Genomic DNA, 18,611 nt, shown 5'->3' with positions numbered 1-18,611 from the left:
GTTTTATTCCAAAACCTTTCCAGCCAGATTTTGATACATACGGCTGAGGTAGCAGAGAAACTGATCCTGTTCCTCTGGGGTAAACCCCTGCATGGAAACCTCTTCAATCTCTGTGCAGATCTGCTGCCATTTTTTATATGCTTCTCTGCCTTTATCCGTAATGGAAATTGATTCCGCGCGTTTACGTTCAGCAAGTGCGGAGCGCTGAATCAAACCAACCTGAGCCATATTGTTTAAAAGCTGGGAAACGGTTGCCGGTTCAATGTCCAGTGCGATCGCGATTTCCTTTTGCATACAGTAGTTGTTTCTGGTGAGATAGGTTAAAATCTTTGGCTGACCCGGCGAAAGGCCGATTTTTACCATCTTGGGCCGCAATTTATTTTTCTGGGCGTGATGGGTCTGCGTTATTGCCCAATGAAGCTCAACAGCCATCCAATACCTCCTTTTACAGTTAGAATGCTAACAGTTATAAACCTAATTATTAGTATGCTAATATTAAGACATCTATCTTATTTTGTCAAGTGTATAATAAATCTCAAGGAACGGACAATCCAATTACAATTTCCGGCGCGGATCTCGGGCTTCAGTTATCGCTGTCAGCAAGCTGGAGAACTGCAAGCCCCAGGCTTGTCGCCGGTTTAATTTTTTAGAATCCGGCAACAAAAGCCTGTCCTTGCTATCGGGCAGGCTTTTGCTATCAAGACTTCTGGCAGATGGTCTTTTACAGCTCACCTATATTTAGATACAAAATTTGAAACCTTTCTCCATACCGAACAATTTCAATTATGCAATCTTAGTTTTGAGCTATTCCATGATATCCACGTCTTCACCATTTAAAATCTTGTTCATGTTACGCACGGAGCACATTTTTCCACACATCGTACAGGTGTCGGAACATTCAGGTGTAGACTCATGCCGATAGCGCCGCGCTTTTTCCGGATCGATTGCAAGGTCAAATTGCTTTTCCCAGTTTAATTGCCGCCTGGCATCAGCCATCTGCAAATCCCAATCTGCGGCTCCTTCGATTCCTTTGGCAATATCCGCAGCATGAGCCGCTATGCGGGAAGCAACGATGCCTTCCTTAACATCTTCCAATGTTGGTAGTCTCAGATGTTCCGCCGGAGTAACATAACACAGAAAAGAGGCTCCATAAGTAGCCGCAATCGCGCCTCCAATCGCGGAGGTGATATGATCGTAACCGGGGGCAATATCCGTAACCAAAGGACCCAGGACGTAAAACGGGGCGCCCTTACAGATCGTTTTCTGGATTTCCATATTCGCTTGAATCTGGTTGAGAGGCATATGGCCCGGTCCTTCGATGATAACCTGCACATCTTTTTCCCAAGCGCGTGCAGTCAGTTCGCCAAGTGTTACCAGTTCTTCAATCTGGGAAATATCTCCGGCGTCTGCGAGACAGCCCGGACGACAAGCGTCTCCAAGGCTCAACGTGACATCATATCGGCGGCAAATTTCAAGAAGCTCGTCAAAGTATTCAAAAAACGGGTTTTCCTGCCCGGTCAGTTCCATCCATGCAAAAATCAAACTGCCGCCGCGTGAAACGATATTCATAACACGCTTGTTATTTTTAAAACGGTGTGCGGTATTCCGATTAATTCCGCAATGAATCGTCATAAAATCAACGCCGTCTTTCGCATGCATTTCGAATACATCTAACCATTCGCGGCTTGTAATCTCTTTAAGCGGTTTATTGTAATAAACAATTGCATCATAGATTGGAACGGTGCCAATGATCGCAGGACATTCGGCAGTCAGCCTTCTGCGAAAGGTCTGCGTATCGCCGTAAGAACTCAAGTCCATAATAGACTCTGCCCCCATGTTAACTGCGCTCATGACTTTTTCCATCTCAACATTCAGGTCAAGGCAATCCTTAGAGGTGCCCAGATTGACGTTAATTTTTGTCTTTAAAGCATTTCCAATCCCATACGGTTTAAGGCATCTGTGATTTTTATTTGCCGGAATGCACACCTGCCCTTTTGCGATCAACTCTTTAAGTGTGCCGACATCCATGTTTTCGTAATCTGCAACTGTCCTCATTTCCTTTGTTGTAATTCCCTGCCTTGCGGCATCCATTTGTGTAGTGTACCCCATACTGATTCCTCCTTAAATTTTCATAAAAATGGGGCACCCGTTTTTTTCCACAACAAAAGCCGTATCGGATAAACCAATACGGCCAAAAATGCAAAATACAAAAAGCGCAGATGTCTCTGCTTATTTTCCCTACGTCGGCATTATCCGTATCAGGTTCATTGGGTTTAGAATGCGGTGCACTCATTCTCAGCATAGAAGCTCCCCATTTTTAATTTCCTTTATTATGACGCATGAATGGTAAAAAGTCAAATGCCATATTTCACGGATGCAGTATTTGTCTATAAAAAATCATAGAATGGAATGATCAATACCATTTGTCCGTAATAAGTCCATATTTTTTCCTCCTTTTTCATTTTGTTGCAATAAAAAATGCTGGCAATAGCCGACATGGCAAGACAAAAAAGAACCTCTTTTAATCCAATTGATTTCTAGAGTTGGTTAAAAATTGGACATGATCAATTTGTGCCAAATCCAAAATGAGTGATTTTTTTGCATCATTCCATTCCGGAGAACCAACTACAATACCATTGGCCATGACATCTGTCCCCAGTATATTAATATCTAAATCGTTCATTCTGGTATTAATCCGACCAATGGCGCTGGTCAACTCATTGTATGTATATTGGCATGGCTCAATGATCACCTCATCACTAATATAATATTGTTCCTTGAGACTTTTCACATCAGCCTCCATTTGGGCGATATCGGTGGTCTTGATATGAAAGCGCTGATCATCCCCTATATAGACGCCGCCTAAAATATCGGAATCCAAATATACTTCCAGATCACCATACTTTTCTGTAAAATCCCAGAGATTTATTGTTTCGCCATTCTGTTGCTCTGAGGAATTTGTTCTTTGCGAAGCAATATCTACACTGATAGATGATTGAACCAAATCATCTTGTGACTGTGGGTGGCAGGCGCCGCATATGATCAACACAAATAAAAGCACAAATAATTTTATATAAATTTTTATCACTTTATCACACCAATCGCCAATGAGTTTTTTTAAGCTTATTTAATCAGTCCCAGGGTAAACTCGCATCGTAGATATCTTCAAGCCGTGAAAAATCAGTGAAAAAACTAGGGCCAGCGCTGCTACTGTGGCCAGAATCGGGTCTCTACCGTTCCTAATTCTTTATCATCATAACTGAATACGAAGTATTGTGCCCCGCTATCACAAAGCCTCCATTGTCGTTTCTATCTTACCTGGTAATGGAGGTTTGCACAATCTTTTCTGCACTACCCAGCAAAAACCGTGTTCAAAAGATTTATTTTTATTTTCTTTTTAACTAATACTTACCTGTTGATGGTATTTGCTTATAATATTGATTTTCTGCCTTTTCATACTGTTTTTCCACCTCATTTTTAACAGCGTTAAATCCTTTTACTATTTCTTCTTGAGAAGCATCTTTCAAGGATTTTCCAATAATTTTCTCCCATGATTCATCTAAAAATTTTGTATCCGATTCTAAAATTTCCGACACAGTTTTATATGTTTCATGAGATGCATGTTGTTTTAAATCATATAATAAATTTTCTTCAAGATTTAATTGTTGTTCCGAATCAAAACCGGAATCAATTTTGGACGGTGCGAATAACGCTCCGCAATAAGATTTTATCTGGTTATCGTCCTCTATAAAAATTATTTCAAACGGTGCCACCACATTGATTATCTGGAAATCTTCTATCGGGATATCCTTATTTGAAGATACAATGCTATATTTTATATAAGCAAATACACGAAGTATATGATCATATTCAGTCTGATGAACCACATAAGCCGCAACAATTGCATCTTCTCCCTGACGAATTATTTGGCCGCATTGAAGATTTAATCTCACCGCATCGATCATTTTCTGATCTAATAACGGAGTTTGAGACGAGTCTTGATCTGCATATACGTATACAGACAGAGGATGCAGTATAAATAAACATGCACAAATTGCACTTATTATTTTTAAATACCATTTTTTCATTTCTATTCTCCTATTTCAATTTATTTTTTTAGACTCACCTTTTCTATTTGTTGTTATAAATATACCACAATTTCGTAGATAAAGACCAAAAAACGCAAAATTGACCTGTTTTCCTGCTTATCTTGCACTGTGTTCACAGTTCATTAACAAAATAATACGAATCATGTAGGTCTTGTAATTTCCATCAGGAAACCGCAATGGAGTGAACTGCACCTTTTGCTCCCTCCAGCAAAAAACCAAACAGCCTCTGCTTATCTGGTAACACTTGGAGGCGCGGCATAGAAAAGCAGCCGGAATATTTCTAATCCCGGCTGCAGCAAATTATCTTATAGTGAATTTTGCATAAAGCAGTACGTTATTTGTCTGAATTAGACATAAAAAGGGGGCTATCCGCGAATAGCCCCCTTTTGCATGTATTCAGCGGCCGCAAAAATCAGATAAAATACTCTATCGTATTTCCCGGTGTCTTTTGGGTTTCCTTGTTAAAGAGGATGATTGCCTCTCTCGTTTCCTTGGGGCCAAGCGCATAAGCACCCTTTCCGGAACTGTTCATCATATCACAGGGTACCTTCCGGTTCACACTGTAAGGCATGTCCGTTACGATTTCCAGCCCCTCTTGCTTAAACGGCTTTTTCCTGTAATAGGGATCGAACAGATATATATTTTGTTCATCGGTTCCTGTCAGCAGCACATAATGCCAACAGCCATATCTTAACCGCACAACTACTGCGCCTCCCTGCTGCAACGCCGTAACAATTTTGCTGCTCTGCCCAACAGATACCTGCCCGCCCGTCAGGAACTCGCAGTGGAGCGGGAACCTTTTCACCTTGCCGAACTGATTAAGCCAGTCACTTAAAAACATCATAGCCATATGGGAAGTCCCGTTTTTTCCGAACTCCCCCTTGTCGTTGTAGGAATCAAGGCAATAAAGCATGATATGTTTTATAATGTCGGGGGGAATTTCTTCCCGCCTGAATAAAAAGCTCATCGCGTTAAATAAGGTGGTTGGGCCGCAGTCATATTCTGTTACCTGATAATTCAGTGGATTTTTCATATCATTCTCTCAGTTAATCCTCACTTATCATAAGCGCTTTTGTCAGCTCTGAAATTCTGACCAATTCGTCGACCGTCGTATATTCCGTGCAGGAATGGCACTGATTCATGGCGCACGCCAACACGATTCCCGAGATTCCATACTCAGCCAGAATGTTGTTATCGCTGCCCCCGAACGTTTGATGAAGCGAACTGGGAAGATGCAGCGTTCGGCAGGCTGTTTCAAATCGCCGGATTACCGGATGACTTAACGGCGTCTCATAGGCCCGACAGCCGATCTGTATGTCAAAATCCACCGCCGCGCCAACTGCATGAGCGGAGCTCTCAAACTGTTTTTGCACAGTTTCTGCAACTTCCATGGCTTTTTCATGTGAATAGCTGCGGATTTCACCGCTGAGCACGCACAAATCCGGGACTATATTCGTTGCGAGACCGCCATGGATGTTTCCGATGTTCAGCGTCGTATGCTCATCAATTTTTCCCATGGAAAGCCCGGCAACGGCGTCAGCCGCAGCCTGAATCGCATGAACGCCTTCCTGCGGGGCAAATCCCGCATGGGAAGCCTTCCCATGTACCTCAACAGTAAATGACAGAATGGTCGGCGCCTGGCAGGCCGCCGAACCTACCGGGCCGGATAAATCCAGCACATAAGCCTCTTTGGATCGGACTTTGGAAAAATCGAACTGTTTCGCGCCCTTGCAGTAAACCTCCTCGGCAACGGTAAACAGGATTTCTACCGGACGATGTGTGAGGTTTTGCTCGTGAATAACCCGCAAAGCTTCAAGTATCGCGACGATTCCCGCACAGTCGTCCGCGCCGAGCACCGTATCGCCGCGGCTGCGGATCACACCGTCACCGTCCAGTACCGCCCGCTTGCCTGCGGAGGGTTCGACCGTATCCATATGTACACAGAACAGGATCGGCTCCAGATCTTTTCTGCCTTCCAGAAACGCGTACAGATTCCCGCAATTCCCTCCAAGGCAGCTCCCCGCACCATCCTCCTCCACAGTGAGGCCCAACGCAGCAAGTTGAGTTTTCAGGTAATCCCCCATTGTTCTCTCACCAAAAGAGGGGCTGTCAATCGAGACCAGCTCGATAAATTCTCTGACTAATCTTTCACTATGAATCATCGCAGCTTTTCACCTCACTATTACAATAAATTTGGACAAGAAAGCCGGGCAGCCAGTCCGGCTTCCATCCATCTCGTGCCTAAGCTACAATGAGAGGAGCAACTGGCCGGCGACACCTCACTTGGGCTTTCTGCCATCGGTCATAAGCATATAAACGGCAGTAAAATCCATTATAATTCTCCTATTATTGCGCCATATTGACAGTAATTCATGAAAGCGTTATCATAACTATATTATACAAAACTTATATGAATAGTCAATTAGCACTGGAATAAAAATTTATGCGAAGAGGTTCAATCAACATGAGATCATACTATAAACTCTATCAGGCAGTGGCAAAAGAACTGGATTGCGGGCATAAGGTTGTCATATTGACCAGACTGTGCTTTCAATCCAACTCCCCAGATGCCTCGAATAAGACGATTCTGACAGAAGCAGAAATCAAAAAAGCGGCTGACGCCGCGGACAGTTCTTTCCGGCTTGCGCAGTCCGCTCTTCAGGACGGAAAGCTGAACTATGAGGAAGACGGCCAAGGGAACTATCTCATTGCGGAACCGTACTTTCCCGAATCCCGACTCATTATTTTAGGCGGCGGGCATATTGCAAAACCGTTGGCTGAATTCAGCGCAAAATGCGGGTTCTCGGTTACAGTCGTAGACGACCGCCCTTCATTCGCAAACAAGCAGCGGTTTCCCCTGGCGGACAAGGTCCTGTGCGAGAGCTTTGACAGCTGTTTTCCCCTTTTGAACATCAACCGTTCTACGTTTATCGTTATTATTACCCGGGGGCACCGGCACGATCTGGATTGCCTCCGGCAGGCGCTGCATTTTGAAACTGCCTACACGGGCATGATTGGTTCCAAAAGAAGGGTGCGCGCCGCAATAGCGCAGCTTTCCGACGAAGGCTTTTCAGATGAAAAGCTGAATCTGGTTCGCGCCCCCATTGGCCTGGATATCGGCGCACAGACGCCTGAAGAAATTTCCGTTTCCATTCTCTCCGAGCTGATACAGTTCAAGAGGAAATGTGCCGATCGCAATTGGCCGGAATTGGACCGTGCGGTTCTCTCTGAACTGAGCGAAGAACGACAGGAGCCCAGAGCTCTTGCCACCATCATTCAGACCAAAGGCTCCGTTCCACGAAATATTGGCGCGAAAATGGTGGTCTGGCCCTTCGGAAAAACCTTAGGGAGCATTGGTGGCGGCTGCAGTGAAAGCTCCGTCATGCAAGTGGCTTATGATGTGATTCAAAGCGGCAGATGCAAACTGGTTGACATCGATATGACCGGTGAAGTTGCTGAAGAGGAAGGAATGGTATGTGGCGGCACAATGAAAGTGATCGTCGAGCCATATGATTGACGAGCGGCAGTCAGCGGCCCATATTTGTATAGAAGACCAATTCGTAAAAAAGAACACCTGAAATGATTTCTATAAAAACAGGCAAAATGCCGGAGGCCGGAATCGGCCGGCCTCCGGCTGTTATTTCTTTGCGGAATAGGCCATGCCCATGTAGATGTCTCCGGAGCGCAGCTCGTCAAGCATCTGCCGTATGCGCTTCTCCCGCGTTTGTGTACGTTTGGCTTGTGTGATCCAGCCGATATAATCATTTCGCTGATAGGGCGGCCGGGCCTCATACTGCCCTGTCAGTCCCTCACGCTGCAACGCTTTTGCCACATCGTCCGGTATAGGATAACGCGGGCGCAAAACCTTTTCGGATTTCCCGCCTGCTTTTTTCGCTTCGGCCAATGCAATCTGCTCCTCTACCCGGAAGCGGACCATCCTGCGGATCAGATCAAGCGGGAGCGGTTCCTCGTAGGGAAACCGCACCGTCCCCTTGGAGCAATGGTAATCTGCAAGCTCCGTCTGAAAGGCTTCGATTGCGCTGGGTGCCGGATGAAATCCAATATGCTTTTTCTCCGCGGAAAAATGTACCAGATTCCCTTGATAAGAAAATGTGGCCATCCCCCAGCTGATCTTCTCGGCCGCCTCCGGCGCGGCCTGCGCAATCGTGCGGCGCAGCTCCCGCAGGGCAGGCTGCACTGCGGGATTGCATCCGGCAATATAGTCGTCAATGGTGGCCGGGCGTTCCTTTGCCATAGCGCACCTCCCGCTTCTATTTTCGCCACCTTTGCATTTTGAAAAGGGGGCCTTCTTATTTTACACAGTCAGACGGCTGATTTAATTGGAACTTTCTGGCAGCTACAGGTGATCTGTCAGTGGGCCGGATAAGTTAATAGGTATCCCCCAGCATGGGGCGGATATTGATCTCCTCCACCACCGCCTGTGGACTCAACTCCAGTACAGCCGAAATCATTTTCGCGATATCCGTGGAATTCAGCAGCCTGTCTTCCGGCATGGTTTCGTTGGGCACACGCTTTTGCGTAAAGGTGCCGCCCGGATTAAGAAGCGTAACGCCAATGCCAAGATCTTTGAGTTCATTCCGCAAAAAATAAGCATAGGATTTCAGCGCCCATTTGGATATGCCATAAAGAGAACCGTCGTCCACCCGGATTCCGGCCGTAGAGCCAATCAGGATGATGCGCGGGTGTTGGCTTGCCTTGAGTGAATCAATAAAGCCCTGCACCAGCTGGTAGTTGGCCACCACATTGATCTCAAGCAGCTTTCTCAATTCATCAGCCGGGGCTTTCAGCACCGACCGGGGCGATTGTCCGAAAGAGGCGGCATTCAGGATCAGCACATCCGGTGAAAAATGCTCCTGCTTCACTTTTTGAATCAGTTTTGCAATTTCTTCTGGGTTTTCCAAATCACAGCTTGTGCCGGAGACGTTTACGCCAAAGCGGCTGACCGCGTCAGAAAGTCTCTGGGCATCTCTGGCAACCAGAAAAAGCTCATGCTTCCGCTCGTGCAGTTCCTGCGCAATTGCGAGCCCGATGCCCTGGCTTGCGCCTGTTATAAGTATTTTCATGGTTCTATTCCTCAGACATTTGCCAGAACAGCTTCCTCTAAAGTCAGCCGCTGAGGCGGATAAGGCGTCTGGTTAGGATACCCGATATCGACATAGGTTACGACTTTGATATACTCCGGCAGATCAAAGTATTTGCTGATCCGTTCGATCATTGTATTATTAAATGTCAGCCAGACACCGGCAAGCCCCGAAGCGTGCGCGGCAAGCGCAATATTCTGCGCGGCAGCCCCCGCGTCGATCAACCGGTTGCGCACGGGATTAAGCGGGTTTGCCCTGTATACGCGTTCATCCTGCAGCACCACCAGATGCACCGGCCCTCCGGGAACATCACTTCCTTTAAAAAGCCCGGCCGTTGTTTTTTCCCGTACAACAAGATAGCGGATCGACTGCAGATTGCAGGAATGCGCGGCCCATAACCCGCTGGTCAATATTTGGTTGATAAGCTCGTCGGGAACGTCCTGATCGGTGAAATGCCGGACCGACCTTCTCTCAAAGATGACCTTATAAAAGGCATCTTTCTCCGCTTCGGTCAATGCATACGGCTGAAACTCATTAAGCTCGAGCTTTTCTCCCCGCAGGAGTTTTTCCGAAAAGCCGACCAGCTTTTCAGCATACAGATACTCCGGCAGGTTTTTGGGGAGCTTGCGCTCTTCCCAAAGGCGGAGAAACTTCTTTGCCGTGCTGTTTTGGTCCGCACTCAATTTGCCCTCGCCGTTAGCGGCCGCATAGGCCTGGATTTCCAGCGTGTGGTGGATACGCTCGCGGAACCTGGCCCGAAATTCGACCTCATCCAGGGCCAGATATTCTTCGTCGCTCAAATGAAACTGCCTCAATAATTCTTCCGCCATTGATCATTCCTCCTGATATTATATTGTATATTCGATCTTACCGTCTTTTCCTTCGGGATTGTTCAGGCACATATATATTTTTTCTATGATTTCAATAAAGCTGATGTCATTGCGGTTGCGCGGCTGCGGGAACGGGACATCAAACAGTTTCTGGATTCTTCCGGGCCGCGGGGTAAGCACCACGATGCGGGTTGCAAGGTAGACCGCTTCCGAGACATCATGCGTAATGAATATGATGGTCTTTTTTTCCCTCTGCCATATCCGGACAATCTCCTCCTGCAGTGTCAGCCGCGTCAGATGGTCGACCGCGCTGAACGGTTCATCCATCAGGATGCAGGACGGGTTATTGACCAGCGTGCGGGCCAGGCCCGCGCGCTGGCGCATCCCGCCGGAAAGCTGGTGCGGATATTTGTTTTCAAACCCGCTCAGCCCGACCATCTCGATTGCCTCTTGTACCTTCTGCGCGCGGATGCCTTTGTCCACTCCGGCTATCTCCAGGCCGAACTCCAGATTTTTGCGGATATTGCGCCATGGAAAGAGGGAAGAATCCTGAAAAACCACGCCGATATCCCGGCTGGTACCCGTCCGGGGCGTGCCATCCAATAGGAACTCGCCTTTGGTCGGCGGCAAAAGACCCGCCGCAATCTCCAGAAGCGTGCTTTTGCCGCACCCGCTTGGGCCTAAGATACAAACGAACTCGCCGTCTTTCACCTTTAGATTGATATTTTCCAGCGCGTTCATTTCTTCGCCTTCCTGATTGGCGTACGTTTTAAATAAATTACGAAATTCAATGATTGGCATTCGATCACCCTCGTGCTATTTAGCGGCGTATTTGCCCAGCCCCAAATCCTGGGCAGCTTTTTCGGCGAAACGGTTGTCGACAACATTTTCTCCAACATCAAAGGATTCTTTCTGCATGCCGTATTTATAGAGAAGGTCTTCGGTAACCTGCAGGCGGGCAATGTCGACAATGGGGTCGTTTTCCCAGAGTACGATTTCCGACTCTATGGTTTCTTTGGTGGTTGCTTCATCAAGGTTCAGATATTCGGCAGCCCACGGGATAAATACGTCAAAATTGTTTTTGCAGTATTCGTTTGCGTAGTAATAAACCTCCAGAATTCTCTCGATTGCCTCCGGCTGTTCCTCGATCAGCCGGTTCGAAGCCACAAGGACTCCCGTTGTATAATCCGGAATGAATTCCCATGTCTTCGCAAGGACATGCCCGGTTCCCTCTTTTTCGGCGAGTGTGGCAAAAGGCTGATGGATCACGGTGGCGTCAACCTCTCCAGAGGTGAGGGTCGCATATGCTTCCTGACGGACACCGTTGGCTACGAGCTCCACATCCTTCTCCGGGTCAACTCCATTTTTCGACAGCGTCTCCATCAATGTAAGCTTCATTCCGCCGGTAGCGGCAGCGGTGCCGACCTTCTTGCCTTTCAGGTCTTCCCAGCTTTTGATATCATTGCTGCCAATGATCCAGAAAGCGCCCCGGTTTCTCCACATGTTGCTGATGATTTTCATAGGGACTTTATTCACGATGGCAGGCACATACGTGCCGGGATCGCCATCCGCGATATCAATATCGCCTGAGCCGAAAGCGGATACCGGATTGTCAATATCGACCTGATTCAGGATAATCCCCGCATCTTCATACCAGCCGTTCTTAATAGCAAACTGGTTGGCAATTCCTGTCATTCCAAGCGCAAAGCCGGAATTCACTGTAATCGATTCATGATCGCGGTTTTTCCAGGGCGCATCTTCCGGCACGGGGACACGGTCATCGGTATCCTGGCCGCCGCCGGCGGCAGCTGAACTGCTGCCGGAGACTGACGGAGCCCCGCCGCAGGCGCTGAGCGGTAAAGTCAGCGCGAACGCCAGAAATATCGCAAGCAATCTGTTGTGTTGTTGTTTGAACTGTTTTTTCATTTTCATCCCTCTTAAATACTAAATTTTTAAACCGTATACGCTTAAAATACCTAAAAAGCCAAATTACATCGTGCGCCAATTATGGCAGACAATATATTCAATAAAATTAATGAATGTCACAAATAGCACGGACAGAATCGTAACAATAATGATAATCAGAAAAAGCTCCGGTGTATTCAATACCTGCTGTGCCTCGCTGAGCAGAAAACCGGCGCCGCCCCTCGAGGCAACCATCTCGGCAAACAGGACGCCTGTAATCGCAGTCGCCGCCGTAACCCTCAAACCCGCGAAAATGCTGGGCAGCGCAGAAGGCAGCAGGATTTTAAAAATAATCTGCGCATGGTTTGCTTCGAACACCTTTGCTACTTTCAAGTGCTCCGCTTTGGTTTGTTTGGCTCCCGACACAGTATTAAAAAGAACGGTAAACATACAGAAAAGGAATACCATGACGACCTTGCTTCGAAAGCCGATACCGAACCATACGATCAAAAGAGGCATGATGGCTGTTTTGGGGATGGCCATCAACGCGGCGAAAAAGGGGGTAAACAGCTTTTCAACCTTTGGGAACGTAACAAACAACACGCCGATGCTGATGCCGGTTACCGCCGCAATCACATACCCCACCGCGGCCTCCTGAAGTGTAATGAGCAAATGGGGCAGCAATGTATTTTTCTCAAGCATATAGAGAAGCTCATTTGTTATCTGGGTTGGCGATGCCAGAAAGATTGGGTTTACATATCCCCGGCTTACCACAAATTCAACGAACAGGAGCAGCGCCGCGATCATTGCGGCTTGCGTAAAAGTAATCCATAAGGGCTGTTTAGGTTTTCGTTTCTGCTGTTTTTTCGCCATAGCTGTATTCTCCTTTTTGCACGGATTCACTTTCAAAATACACTCTTGCACAGGTATCTGCGCCGGTCAACACATTCTTTGTGATTTTATGGGACAGACATCGCGTAAAATTTTCGGCATTCGTCGTGTCGATTACATCGCAGTATAGGGGTGCGATCTCCCGGAACCATGGATATTCGTCATAATACTTCCTCCAGGTTTCGGCATAGGGGCAATGGTCGCGGCCAAGTTCTTTCACCCAGCCAATAAAAGGGAGATCGACCAGTTTCATGAAGCTTTCCATCGTATAGGGAAGCCCCTCCTGCGCCGCTTTTTCCCGAAGCTGGCCGGAACGGTCAAGGGACAGCTCAAATACGGCTTTCTGAATGAGCGGCTTCGCCCTCTCGATTCCCAGTTCTTCGACCAGAACCTTGGCGAAATGGAAATAAAGCATTGCGAACTGGCGGCAAGCCTTGCGTACTTCACAAACGGCATCCTCATACGGAAGGGTGTTATCGCTCATCACTAAAATTCCGTCCTTTCGTGGCTGATCAGCCCGTTCATCAGGTTTATGTACTCGTTTTTGGTATAGCGGGGCTTAAAATCCGATACGATATTCCGCGCGCCTTGTGCCCCGTTTTTCAAAAGTTTGTAGGCGGTCAGCGCAAATATTTTCGCCGTAACGAGGTATGCCTCCTCCTCATCGGTAATTGCAAAATCCTTGGAATGCAGCGCTCCCGCCGCCCCCGAAGTGTTAAATTCCAGCACGGGCATGATATGCTGCAGGTCGCCTACATCGGTGGAACCGGCACCATGGGTGGCAGGGTCCGTTTCCGTAACGTTCCTTCCGGGAGCAGCCTGCCAGGCCGCTTCCAAAAGTACCGGATGCGCGGGCTGAGACAGCCTGGGAAGGTAGCCGGGCATCGTGTCAATTTCTATCTGCGCGCCTACGGCAAGCGCCCCCGCCTTAAACGCGCGATCCGTCTTTTCCGCCGCGTCAAGAATTGCCTGCGTGCTTTTCGCCCGCACCAGCGTTTCAATAACCGCCTCGTTCGGAATGACATTCACCAGGTTTCCGCCCTTCGTAACGATAGGATGGACACGGACGGAATCCTCGTCACGAAACGTCTCGCGCTGATACGCCAGCGCGGATAAGCCGAGCGACGCCGCGTTCAAAGCGTTGATTCCCCGTTCCGGCTGCGCTGCGGCATGCGCTTCCCTGCCGATATAACGGATTACTTTCGATACGAATCCGTTGGAAGTCCCATTCCCCACGCGAATGCCGTCGGGGGAGATATGATGCACAACGGACAGATCGATATCATCGAAAGCGCCGATGCGGATGAGTTCGCTTTTGCCGCCCCCAAAACAGATCTTTTCCTCGTTCCGAAGCTGGTTTTTAAACTCGATTTCGCCATACTCTTCTGCCGGAACCGCAAAAAAGACAACGTCCCCGTCCAAAGACCTGGCAACCTCTTCGTCGGACAGAGCGATCGCCGCACCGATGACGCCCGCAAGCTGTGCATGATGCCCGCAGCAGTGCGCGGCCCCGGTCACCGGGTTTGCGTTCGGGTGATCCGGGATACGCAGCGCATCCAGTTCACCGATCAAAGAAAGGGTGATATCATGCCGATTTCCCTTCAGATATCCCTTTACGCCTGTAATGGCTAACCCTTCTGCAGTCTCAAGCCGTAAGTTTTTTAAAAATGCAGCAAATTTTTCTGCGGTCCTGTATTCCTTGTAACCAAGTTCCGCATGTTCGTAAATATCCTGTCCAAAGCCTATGATCTGCTCCTTATTTGCATCAATGATTTCAAGAATCTTTTTTTCTATATCTTCCATTGCCTTCACCTCAGTAAACATACAAAATATATATGTTTTATAATTCATATTATCATTATATGATTAGTGGGTTTTAATGTCAATAGGAAATCAATCCGATACACGGTACTAAACACTTAACTGGCGATATCCACAGTATCACAATCCGCTTGAGGAATTCTTTTGTAGAAAACAAAACACGGTGATTCACAAATCACCGTGTTTTTCATGTTCTGCATATTTACTGACGATCTCCCCGTTAATTACGGTGTTTGCAGAGAGCCATCCGGCAAACGCGTCTGCGTCCAGGTTGTCACCGTATTTTCACAGGGATATTTTGCGGCTTCCTTTTCGACAAGGTCCACACCGAGGCCGGGTTTGTCATTGGCATAAACAAATCCGTCGTTGCCGTAGGCGGGCAATCCCGGGAAAACATCCAGCAATGCGCCGCGCGGACCCTTGAGCTCCTGTATCACGAAATTGGGCGGCTCAATGCCGCTCCATTCCTGTAAACCCAGATTCGGGGCGGAAAGGTCAATATGAATATTTGCGGCGTGCGCAATCGGGCTCATGTCCCCGGGCCCATGCCAGCAGATCCGTACGCCGTACTGCTCTGCGAACAGGGCCAGCTTACGCGCTGGTGTAATGCCGCCGATCTGGCTGATATGGACACGTACAAAGTCGATCAGATGGCTACTGATCAGCTGCTGCCATTCCTGTGGATTGTTAAACAGCTCGCCCTGTGCCAGCGGGGTAGTCGTGGCGGAACGGATGCGGCGCAGCCAGTCCAAATGTTCCAGAGAAACGGTATCCTCCAGAAAAAACAGCTTGAACGGTTCCATTTCCTTTGCGAATTGAACGGCGTCAGCGGGATGAATGCGCTCATGCACATCATGCACCAGCTCCATTTCAAAGCCGATTTTGCTGCGGATTCCTTCAAACAGCTTCACGGTATCGCGCATGTATTTCCCGCCGTCCAGATAGATACCGGGGGTTGCGCCTGCCGGCGCGCTTGTTGGCGCGGCGCCGTAGCCGCCGCCGCCATAGCCGCCGCACTGGCAGCGAATATGCTTGATGCCGATACCGCGGTACTTCTCGATATTTTCGCAGATTTCATTTACGTCCCTGCCGTCCGCGTGGCGATAGACGGGAACCCCTTCCCGCACTTTTCCGCCGAACAGCTGGTAAAGCGGCATGCCGGCCATTTTCCCTTTGATATCCCATAGGGCCATGTCGACGCCTGATATTGCGTTATTTTCAATGGGGCCATTGCGCCAGTATGCGTTCTGGTGCATCAGCTGCCAGATTTCCGTAATATTGCTCACATCCAGGCCTACAATCAGCGGCCTGATATACTCTTCAATCAGGAGTTTTACGGCTAAATGGCGGTATGCAAAGGTGGCACAGCCCAATCCATACAGTCCGTCCTCCGTCGTCAGCACTTTGACGACTACCAGATTGATACCCTCCGGCGCAGTGCAGATCACCTGCACATCCTGAATCTTGGGGCTCATTTAAATTTCCTCCGTAACAGTATTTACTTCACCAGATAACCGCCGTCGACCGGAATAATAGCGCCGTTCAGATAGTCGGAAGCGCCGGAAGCCAGAAACAGCAGAGGGCCTTTCATGTCTTCTCCGGTTCCCCAGCGGACCTGCGGAATGCGCTGAGAAATTTCCGCTTTGCGGGCATCGGTCAGTCCGCTGTTCATTTCGGTATCCATATAGCCGGGGGCAAGCGCATTGATGTTGATGCCGCGCCCTGCGCAGTCGCTGGCCAGCGATTTGGTCAGCTGGGTCACAGCGCCTTTAGCCGCCGTATAAGCGGGTACGGTCGTACCGCCAAACCAGGACACCATAGAGGCAATGTTGATGATTTTTCCGCCGGTGGGCTGCCTAAGCATAACTTTCAGCGCATTTTGGCACATGAGCCAGACATGGTTCAGATTGACAGCCAGCACCAAATCCCACTCCTCAACGGGAAATTCCTCTGGCAGATGGCGGCGCTGAATACCGGCAGCCGGCACAAGAACATCCAGCTTTCCTCCAAGGTATTTCATTGCTTCCTCAAACATCCGGTCTATTTCGGCGCGGTCGGCTAGATTGCCGGATACGGCACAGGCGTCATAGCCTATTGAACGGTATTCGGACACGGCAGCCTCCAGCTTTTCCTTCTGGACATCCATCAGTACAACCTTGCAGCCGTTCTCAAGCAGGCCTTCCGCCATGCTGCGGGATAGCCCCTGAGCGCCGCCGGTTACAATGCAGCATTTCCCTGCGACATCAAATTTACTAGAAACCATTTGAACTGTCTCCTTTTACTTTTATTGAATGATTTATAAAAAATAATGACCGCTTTTACACTGGGCTTCTTTCAGGTATCCTGATGGCCGTCTTTTCTTGTAATACATGTTATCACAAGATCAACCGCGACATAGTCGCCTTCCCTAATTTTGGATACATTTTTACCAACCTTAGTAACAATCCCCACGTTTTCATAGTCGGAAACAAGCGTAGGTGCAGAGCAGGAGTTGTTTCCATGATACAGAATTTGAAAGTCGCTTCCATAAGCTCCAGCGGCTTTCATTTGGATCAATACGTCATTGTCTCCCACTTCTGGTACGGGAATGTCCAGCGCTTGATATTTGTTCGCCTCTGTGATAACATCAGATTTCATAGATATCCCCTCCCATTTACTCAACCATAACTTGTAATAATAAATCGAATCGCAGCTGCCATATTCAACGTATTTGTAATACAAGATGGCGTTTATTTTAGTATACACAATCAGCTGAAAATTGCAAGGGGGTTTTTTCAATTTTTAAAATCCCAGTGCCTGATTGTTGATTTTCAGTACCTGATTGGAACAAAAATACAGGTTAAGTACAACAATATCACCTCCAATAAATAAATGCCATCCGGCGTAAAGTGAATGATATTTCGTTTCCCAGTTGATTTTACAGAGAAAATAAAATATACTTGTATTACCAGGTTGCAGTAATTGGCAGAAAGGGTGATCCCAAGTGGCAAGCGCAAAAAATGTGACCAGCCGCGTGGTTAGCTATATGAAGAAGAATATTCGGGACGGAATTTGGCCGGTTGGAAGCAAAATCCCGTCGGAGCACGAGCTTTGCGGGGAACTCGGGGTAAGCCGTATCAGCGTCAGGAGTGCACTGCAGCAGTTTATCGCCTTGAATATTCTGCAAAGCCAGCACGGCAAAGGCACCTTCGTACTGTCAGACGACCTTGGGGTGTTCGGGTACGGCCTGTCATCGGACAAGAACTTTTCCGATATGAAACAGATGCTCGAATTCCGCCTCCTGATTGAGCCGGAAATTTGCAGCGTTGTTGCACAGCAAATTACACCCGAAACACTGGACAGGCTAAGTCTACTTTTGGATCAGATGAAGTCTGAAATCGGGCAGGGAGAGAGCTTCGTTCGTTCTGATATGGATTTTCATCAGGAAATCTGTGATGCAATGAATAATGCGGTGCTCAAAACGGTCATGTCGGATGTTTTGAAACGAAAAAGTGAACGTCATATCCAACTCAATAATGCGGTAGGTTATTATGGCGGTATCTATTATCATACTTTGCTGTTGGATGCGCTGCAAAAGCATGACGGCAAACGTGCGCACAGCATTATGCGCGAACACCTGCAAAAAGGGATTGAGGACCTCGAAATCGGCAATGAAGACGGTTCTGTTTAGACACATATCGTTCTTTCTAAAGGGTCTTTATTCTTCCTTTTAGAAGGATATTCGATTTGGGATTTCTCTGCATAAAAGAGGGCGCATGAGTCATGTGCCCTCTTTTTCTGTATTGCGTAATTTGCTGTGATCTACCCCTTTCACATCTTTTTTGATCTTTCCTGAACATATTCCGATCTGTGCTGAAATCATAAAAATGGCATCGTCGAAAGATACAAAGTTGTATAACCGCTAGTGGTGAAATTGTATATATATTTTGTCAAACAAAAAAGTTTTTTGATAT

Annotated in this window: 19 protein-coding genes and 1 riboswitch; of the genes, 2 read left to right on the top strand and 17 right to left on the bottom strand. The window is 47.8% G+C overall.

Annotated elements, in window-relative coordinates; genetic code table 11:
* Positions 1-3: 3 nt before the first annotated feature.
* The 6 genes from C1A10_RS13165 to C1A10_RS13140 form a co-directional block, all read right to left on the bottom strand.
* Positions 4-432, bottom strand: coding sequence for a MarR family winged helix-turn-helix transcriptional regulator (locus C1A10_RS13165; RefSeq protein ID WP_101910693.1), 429 nt, complete (start codon positions 430-432; stop codon positions 4-6).
* A gap of 372 nt (positions 433-804) precedes the next feature.
* Entirely contained in the window at positions 805-2,109 is a 1,305-nt protein-coding gene (gene thiC / locus C1A10_RS13160; protein ID WP_101910692.1) for a phosphomethylpyrimidine synthase ThiC, read from the bottom strand.
* 109 nt (positions 2,110-2,218) lie between these two features.
* Positions 2,219-2,324: riboswitch (TPP riboswitch) on the bottom strand.
* Positions 2,325-2,521: 197 nt separating this feature from the next.
* Positions 2,522-3,088, bottom strand: coding sequence for a hypothetical protein (locus C1A10_RS13155; protein ID WP_101910691.1), 567 nt, complete (start codon positions 3,086-3,088; stop codon positions 2,522-2,524).
* 313 nt (positions 3,089-3,401) lie between these two features.
* Positions 3,402-4,088, bottom strand: a complete 687-nt coding sequence (locus C1A10_RS13150) for a hypothetical protein (RefSeq protein ID WP_101910690.1) — start codon at positions 4,086-4,088, stop codon at positions 3,402-3,404.
* A gap of 433 nt (positions 4,089-4,521) precedes the next feature.
* Positions 4,522-5,142, bottom strand: a complete 621-nt coding sequence (locus tag C1A10_RS13145) for a cysteine peptidase family C39 domain-containing protein (RefSeq protein WP_101910689.1) — start codon at positions 5,140-5,142, stop codon at positions 4,522-4,524.
* Between the two features lie 13 nt (positions 5,143-5,155).
* Positions 5,156-6,271 (bottom strand): M20/M25/M40 family metallo-hydrolase, encoded by a 1,116-nt coding sequence (locus C1A10_RS13140; RefSeq protein WP_101910688.1) that lies wholly within the window; start codon positions 6,269-6,271, stop codon positions 5,156-5,158.
* Positions 6,272-6,573: 302 nt separating this feature from the next.
* Between C1A10_RS13140 and C1A10_RS13135 the strand changes: the two genes are divergently transcribed.
* Entirely contained in the window at positions 6,574-7,626 is a 1,053-nt protein-coding gene (locus tag C1A10_RS13135; protein WP_101910687.1) for an XdhC family protein, read from the top strand.
* Between the two features lie 120 nt (positions 7,627-7,746).
* Here C1A10_RS13135 and C1A10_RS18905 read toward each other — a convergent pair whose 3' ends face one another.
* The 11 genes from C1A10_RS18905 to C1A10_RS13080 form a co-directional block, all read right to left on the bottom strand.
* The gene (locus tag C1A10_RS18905) at positions 7,747-8,364 is read right to left on the bottom strand and encodes a DUF1801 domain-containing protein (protein WP_180951138.1); all 618 of its coding nucleotides are present in this window, start codon (positions 8,362-8,364) and stop codon (positions 7,747-7,749) included.
* Between the two features lie 133 nt (positions 8,365-8,497).
* A complete protein-coding gene (locus C1A10_RS13125) occupies positions 8,498-9,193 on the bottom strand; it encodes an SDR family oxidoreductase (RefSeq protein ID WP_101910686.1) in 696 nt (231 codons plus the stop codon).
* An 11-nt stretch (positions 9,194-9,204) separates the two neighbouring features.
* Positions 9,205-10,041 (bottom strand): nitroreductase family protein, encoded by an 837-nt coding sequence (locus tag C1A10_RS13120; RefSeq protein ID WP_101910685.1) that lies wholly within the window; start codon positions 10,039-10,041, stop codon positions 9,205-9,207.
* Positions 10,042-10,059: 18 nt separating this feature from the next.
* Positions 10,060-10,842: an ABC transporter ATP-binding protein gene (locus C1A10_RS13115; protein ID WP_101910684.1), complete on the bottom strand. Its 783-nt coding sequence runs from the start codon at positions 10,840-10,842 to the stop codon at positions 10,060-10,062.
* 15 nt (positions 10,843-10,857) lie between these two features.
* Positions 10,858-11,967, bottom strand: coding sequence for an ABC transporter substrate-binding protein (locus tag C1A10_RS13110; protein WP_180951137.1), 1,110 nt, complete (start codon positions 11,965-11,967; stop codon positions 10,858-10,860).
* A gap of 63 nt (positions 11,968-12,030) precedes the next feature.
* The gene (locus C1A10_RS13105; protein ID WP_207654733.1) at positions 12,031-12,819 is read right to left on the bottom strand and encodes an ABC transporter permease; all 789 of its coding nucleotides are present in this window, start codon (positions 12,817-12,819) and stop codon (positions 12,031-12,033) included.
* The gene (locus tag C1A10_RS13100) at positions 12,788-13,321 is read right to left on the bottom strand and encodes an L-2-amino-thiazoline-4-carboxylic acid hydrolase (RefSeq protein ID WP_101910682.1); all 534 of its coding nucleotides are present in this window, start codon (positions 13,319-13,321) and stop codon (positions 12,788-12,790) included. The genes C1A10_RS13105 and C1A10_RS13100 overlap by 32 nt, the downstream gene beginning before the upstream one ends.
* Positions 13,322-13,323: 2 nt before the next feature.
* Entirely contained in the window at positions 13,324-14,640 is a 1,317-nt protein-coding gene (locus C1A10_RS13095; protein ID WP_101910681.1) for an amidohydrolase, read from the bottom strand.
* Between the two features lie 242 nt (positions 14,641-14,882).
* The gene (locus tag C1A10_RS13090) at positions 14,883-16,133 is read right to left on the bottom strand and encodes an enolase C-terminal domain-like protein (protein ID WP_101910680.1); all 1,251 of its coding nucleotides are present in this window, start codon (positions 16,131-16,133) and stop codon (positions 14,883-14,885) included.
* 23 nt (positions 16,134-16,156) lie between these two features.
* Complete coding sequence (locus tag C1A10_RS13085; protein WP_101910389.1) at positions 16,157-16,921, bottom strand: SDR family NAD(P)-dependent oxidoreductase; 765 nt, start codon at positions 16,919-16,921, stop codon at positions 16,157-16,159.
* A gap of 71 nt (positions 16,922-16,992) precedes the next feature.
* Positions 16,993-17,295, bottom strand: a complete 303-nt coding sequence (locus C1A10_RS13080; protein ID WP_101910679.1) for an alcohol dehydrogenase catalytic domain-containing protein — start codon at positions 17,293-17,295, stop codon at positions 16,993-16,995.
* Positions 17,296-17,641: 346 nt separating this feature from the next.
* Between C1A10_RS13080 and C1A10_RS13075 the strand changes: the two genes are divergently transcribed.
* Positions 17,642-18,328, top strand: coding sequence for a FadR/GntR family transcriptional regulator (locus C1A10_RS13075; protein WP_101910678.1), 687 nt, complete (start codon positions 17,642-17,644; stop codon positions 18,326-18,328).
* Positions 18,329-18,611: the final 283 nt, after the last annotated feature.

This window comes from Marasmitruncus massiliensis, from assembly GCF_900186535.1.
In the GTDB taxonomy this organism is placed as follows: domain Bacteria; phylum Bacillota; class Clostridia; order Oscillospirales; family Ruminococcaceae; genus Anaerotruncus; species Anaerotruncus massiliensis_A.
Note: the sequence above shows the minus strand (reverse complement) of the source record. Positions and strands in the feature narration are given on the sequence as shown.

Bases quoted from the DNA above. Each gene is read 5' to 3' on its own strand.
- C1A10_RS13165 (WP_101910693.1), bottom strand. From the start codon at position 432: ATGGCTGTTGAGCTTCATTGGGCAATAACGCAGACCCATCACGCCCAG.
- thiC (WP_101910692.1), bottom strand. From the start codon at position 2,109: ATGGGGTACACTACACAAATGGATGCCGCAAGGCAGGGAATTACAACA.
- C1A10_RS13150 (WP_101910690.1), bottom strand. From the start codon at position 4,088: ATGAAAAAATGGTATTTAAAAATAATAAGTGCAATTTGTGCATGTTTA.
- C1A10_RS13145 (WP_101910689.1), bottom strand. From the start codon at position 5,142: ATGAAAAATCCACTGAATTATCAGGTAACAGAATATGACTGCGGCCCA.
- C1A10_RS13140 (WP_101910688.1), bottom strand. From the start codon at position 6,271: ATGATTCATAGTGAAAGATTAGTCAGAGAATTTATCGAGCTGGTCTCG.
- C1A10_RS13135 (WP_101910687.1), top strand. From the start codon at position 6,574: ATGAGATCATACTATAAACTCTATCAGGCAGTGGCAAAAGAACTGGAT.
- C1A10_RS18905 (WP_180951138.1), bottom strand. From the start codon at position 8,364: ATGGCAAAGGAACGCCCGGCCACCATTGACGACTATATTGCCGGATGC.
- C1A10_RS13125 (WP_101910686.1), bottom strand. From the start codon at position 9,193: ATGAAAATACTTATAACAGGCGCAAGCCAGGGCATCGGGCTCGCAATT.
- C1A10_RS13120 (WP_101910685.1), bottom strand. From the start codon at position 10,041: ATGGCGGAAGAATTATTGAGGCAGTTTCATTTGAGCGACGAAGAATAT.
- C1A10_RS13115 (WP_101910684.1), bottom strand. From the start codon at position 10,842: ATGCCAATCATTGAATTTCGTAATTTATTTAAAACGTACGCCAATCAG.
- C1A10_RS13110 (WP_180951137.1), bottom strand. From the start codon at position 11,967: ATGAAAAAACAGTTCAAACAACAACACAACAGATTGCTTGCGATATTT.
- C1A10_RS13105 (WP_207654733.1), bottom strand. From the start codon at position 12,819: ATGGCGAAAAAACAGCAGAAACGAAAACCTAAACAGCCCTTATGGATT.
- C1A10_RS13100 (WP_101910682.1), bottom strand. From the start codon at position 13,321: ATGAGCGATAACACCCTTCCGTATGAGGATGCCGTTTGTGAAGTACGC.
- C1A10_RS13095 (WP_101910681.1), bottom strand. From the start codon at position 14,640: ATGGAAGATATAGAAAAAAAGATTCTTGAAATCATTGATGCAAATAAG.
- C1A10_RS13090 (WP_101910680.1), bottom strand. From the start codon at position 16,133: ATGAGCCCCAAGATTCAGGATGTGCAGGTGATCTGCACTGCGCCGGAG.
- C1A10_RS13085 (WP_101910389.1), bottom strand. From the start codon at position 16,921: ATGGTTTCTAGTAAATTTGATGTCGCAGGGAAATGCTGCATTGTAACC.
- C1A10_RS13080 (WP_101910679.1), bottom strand. From the start codon at position 17,295: ATGAAATCTGATGTTATCACAGAGGCGAACAAATATCAAGCGCTGGAC.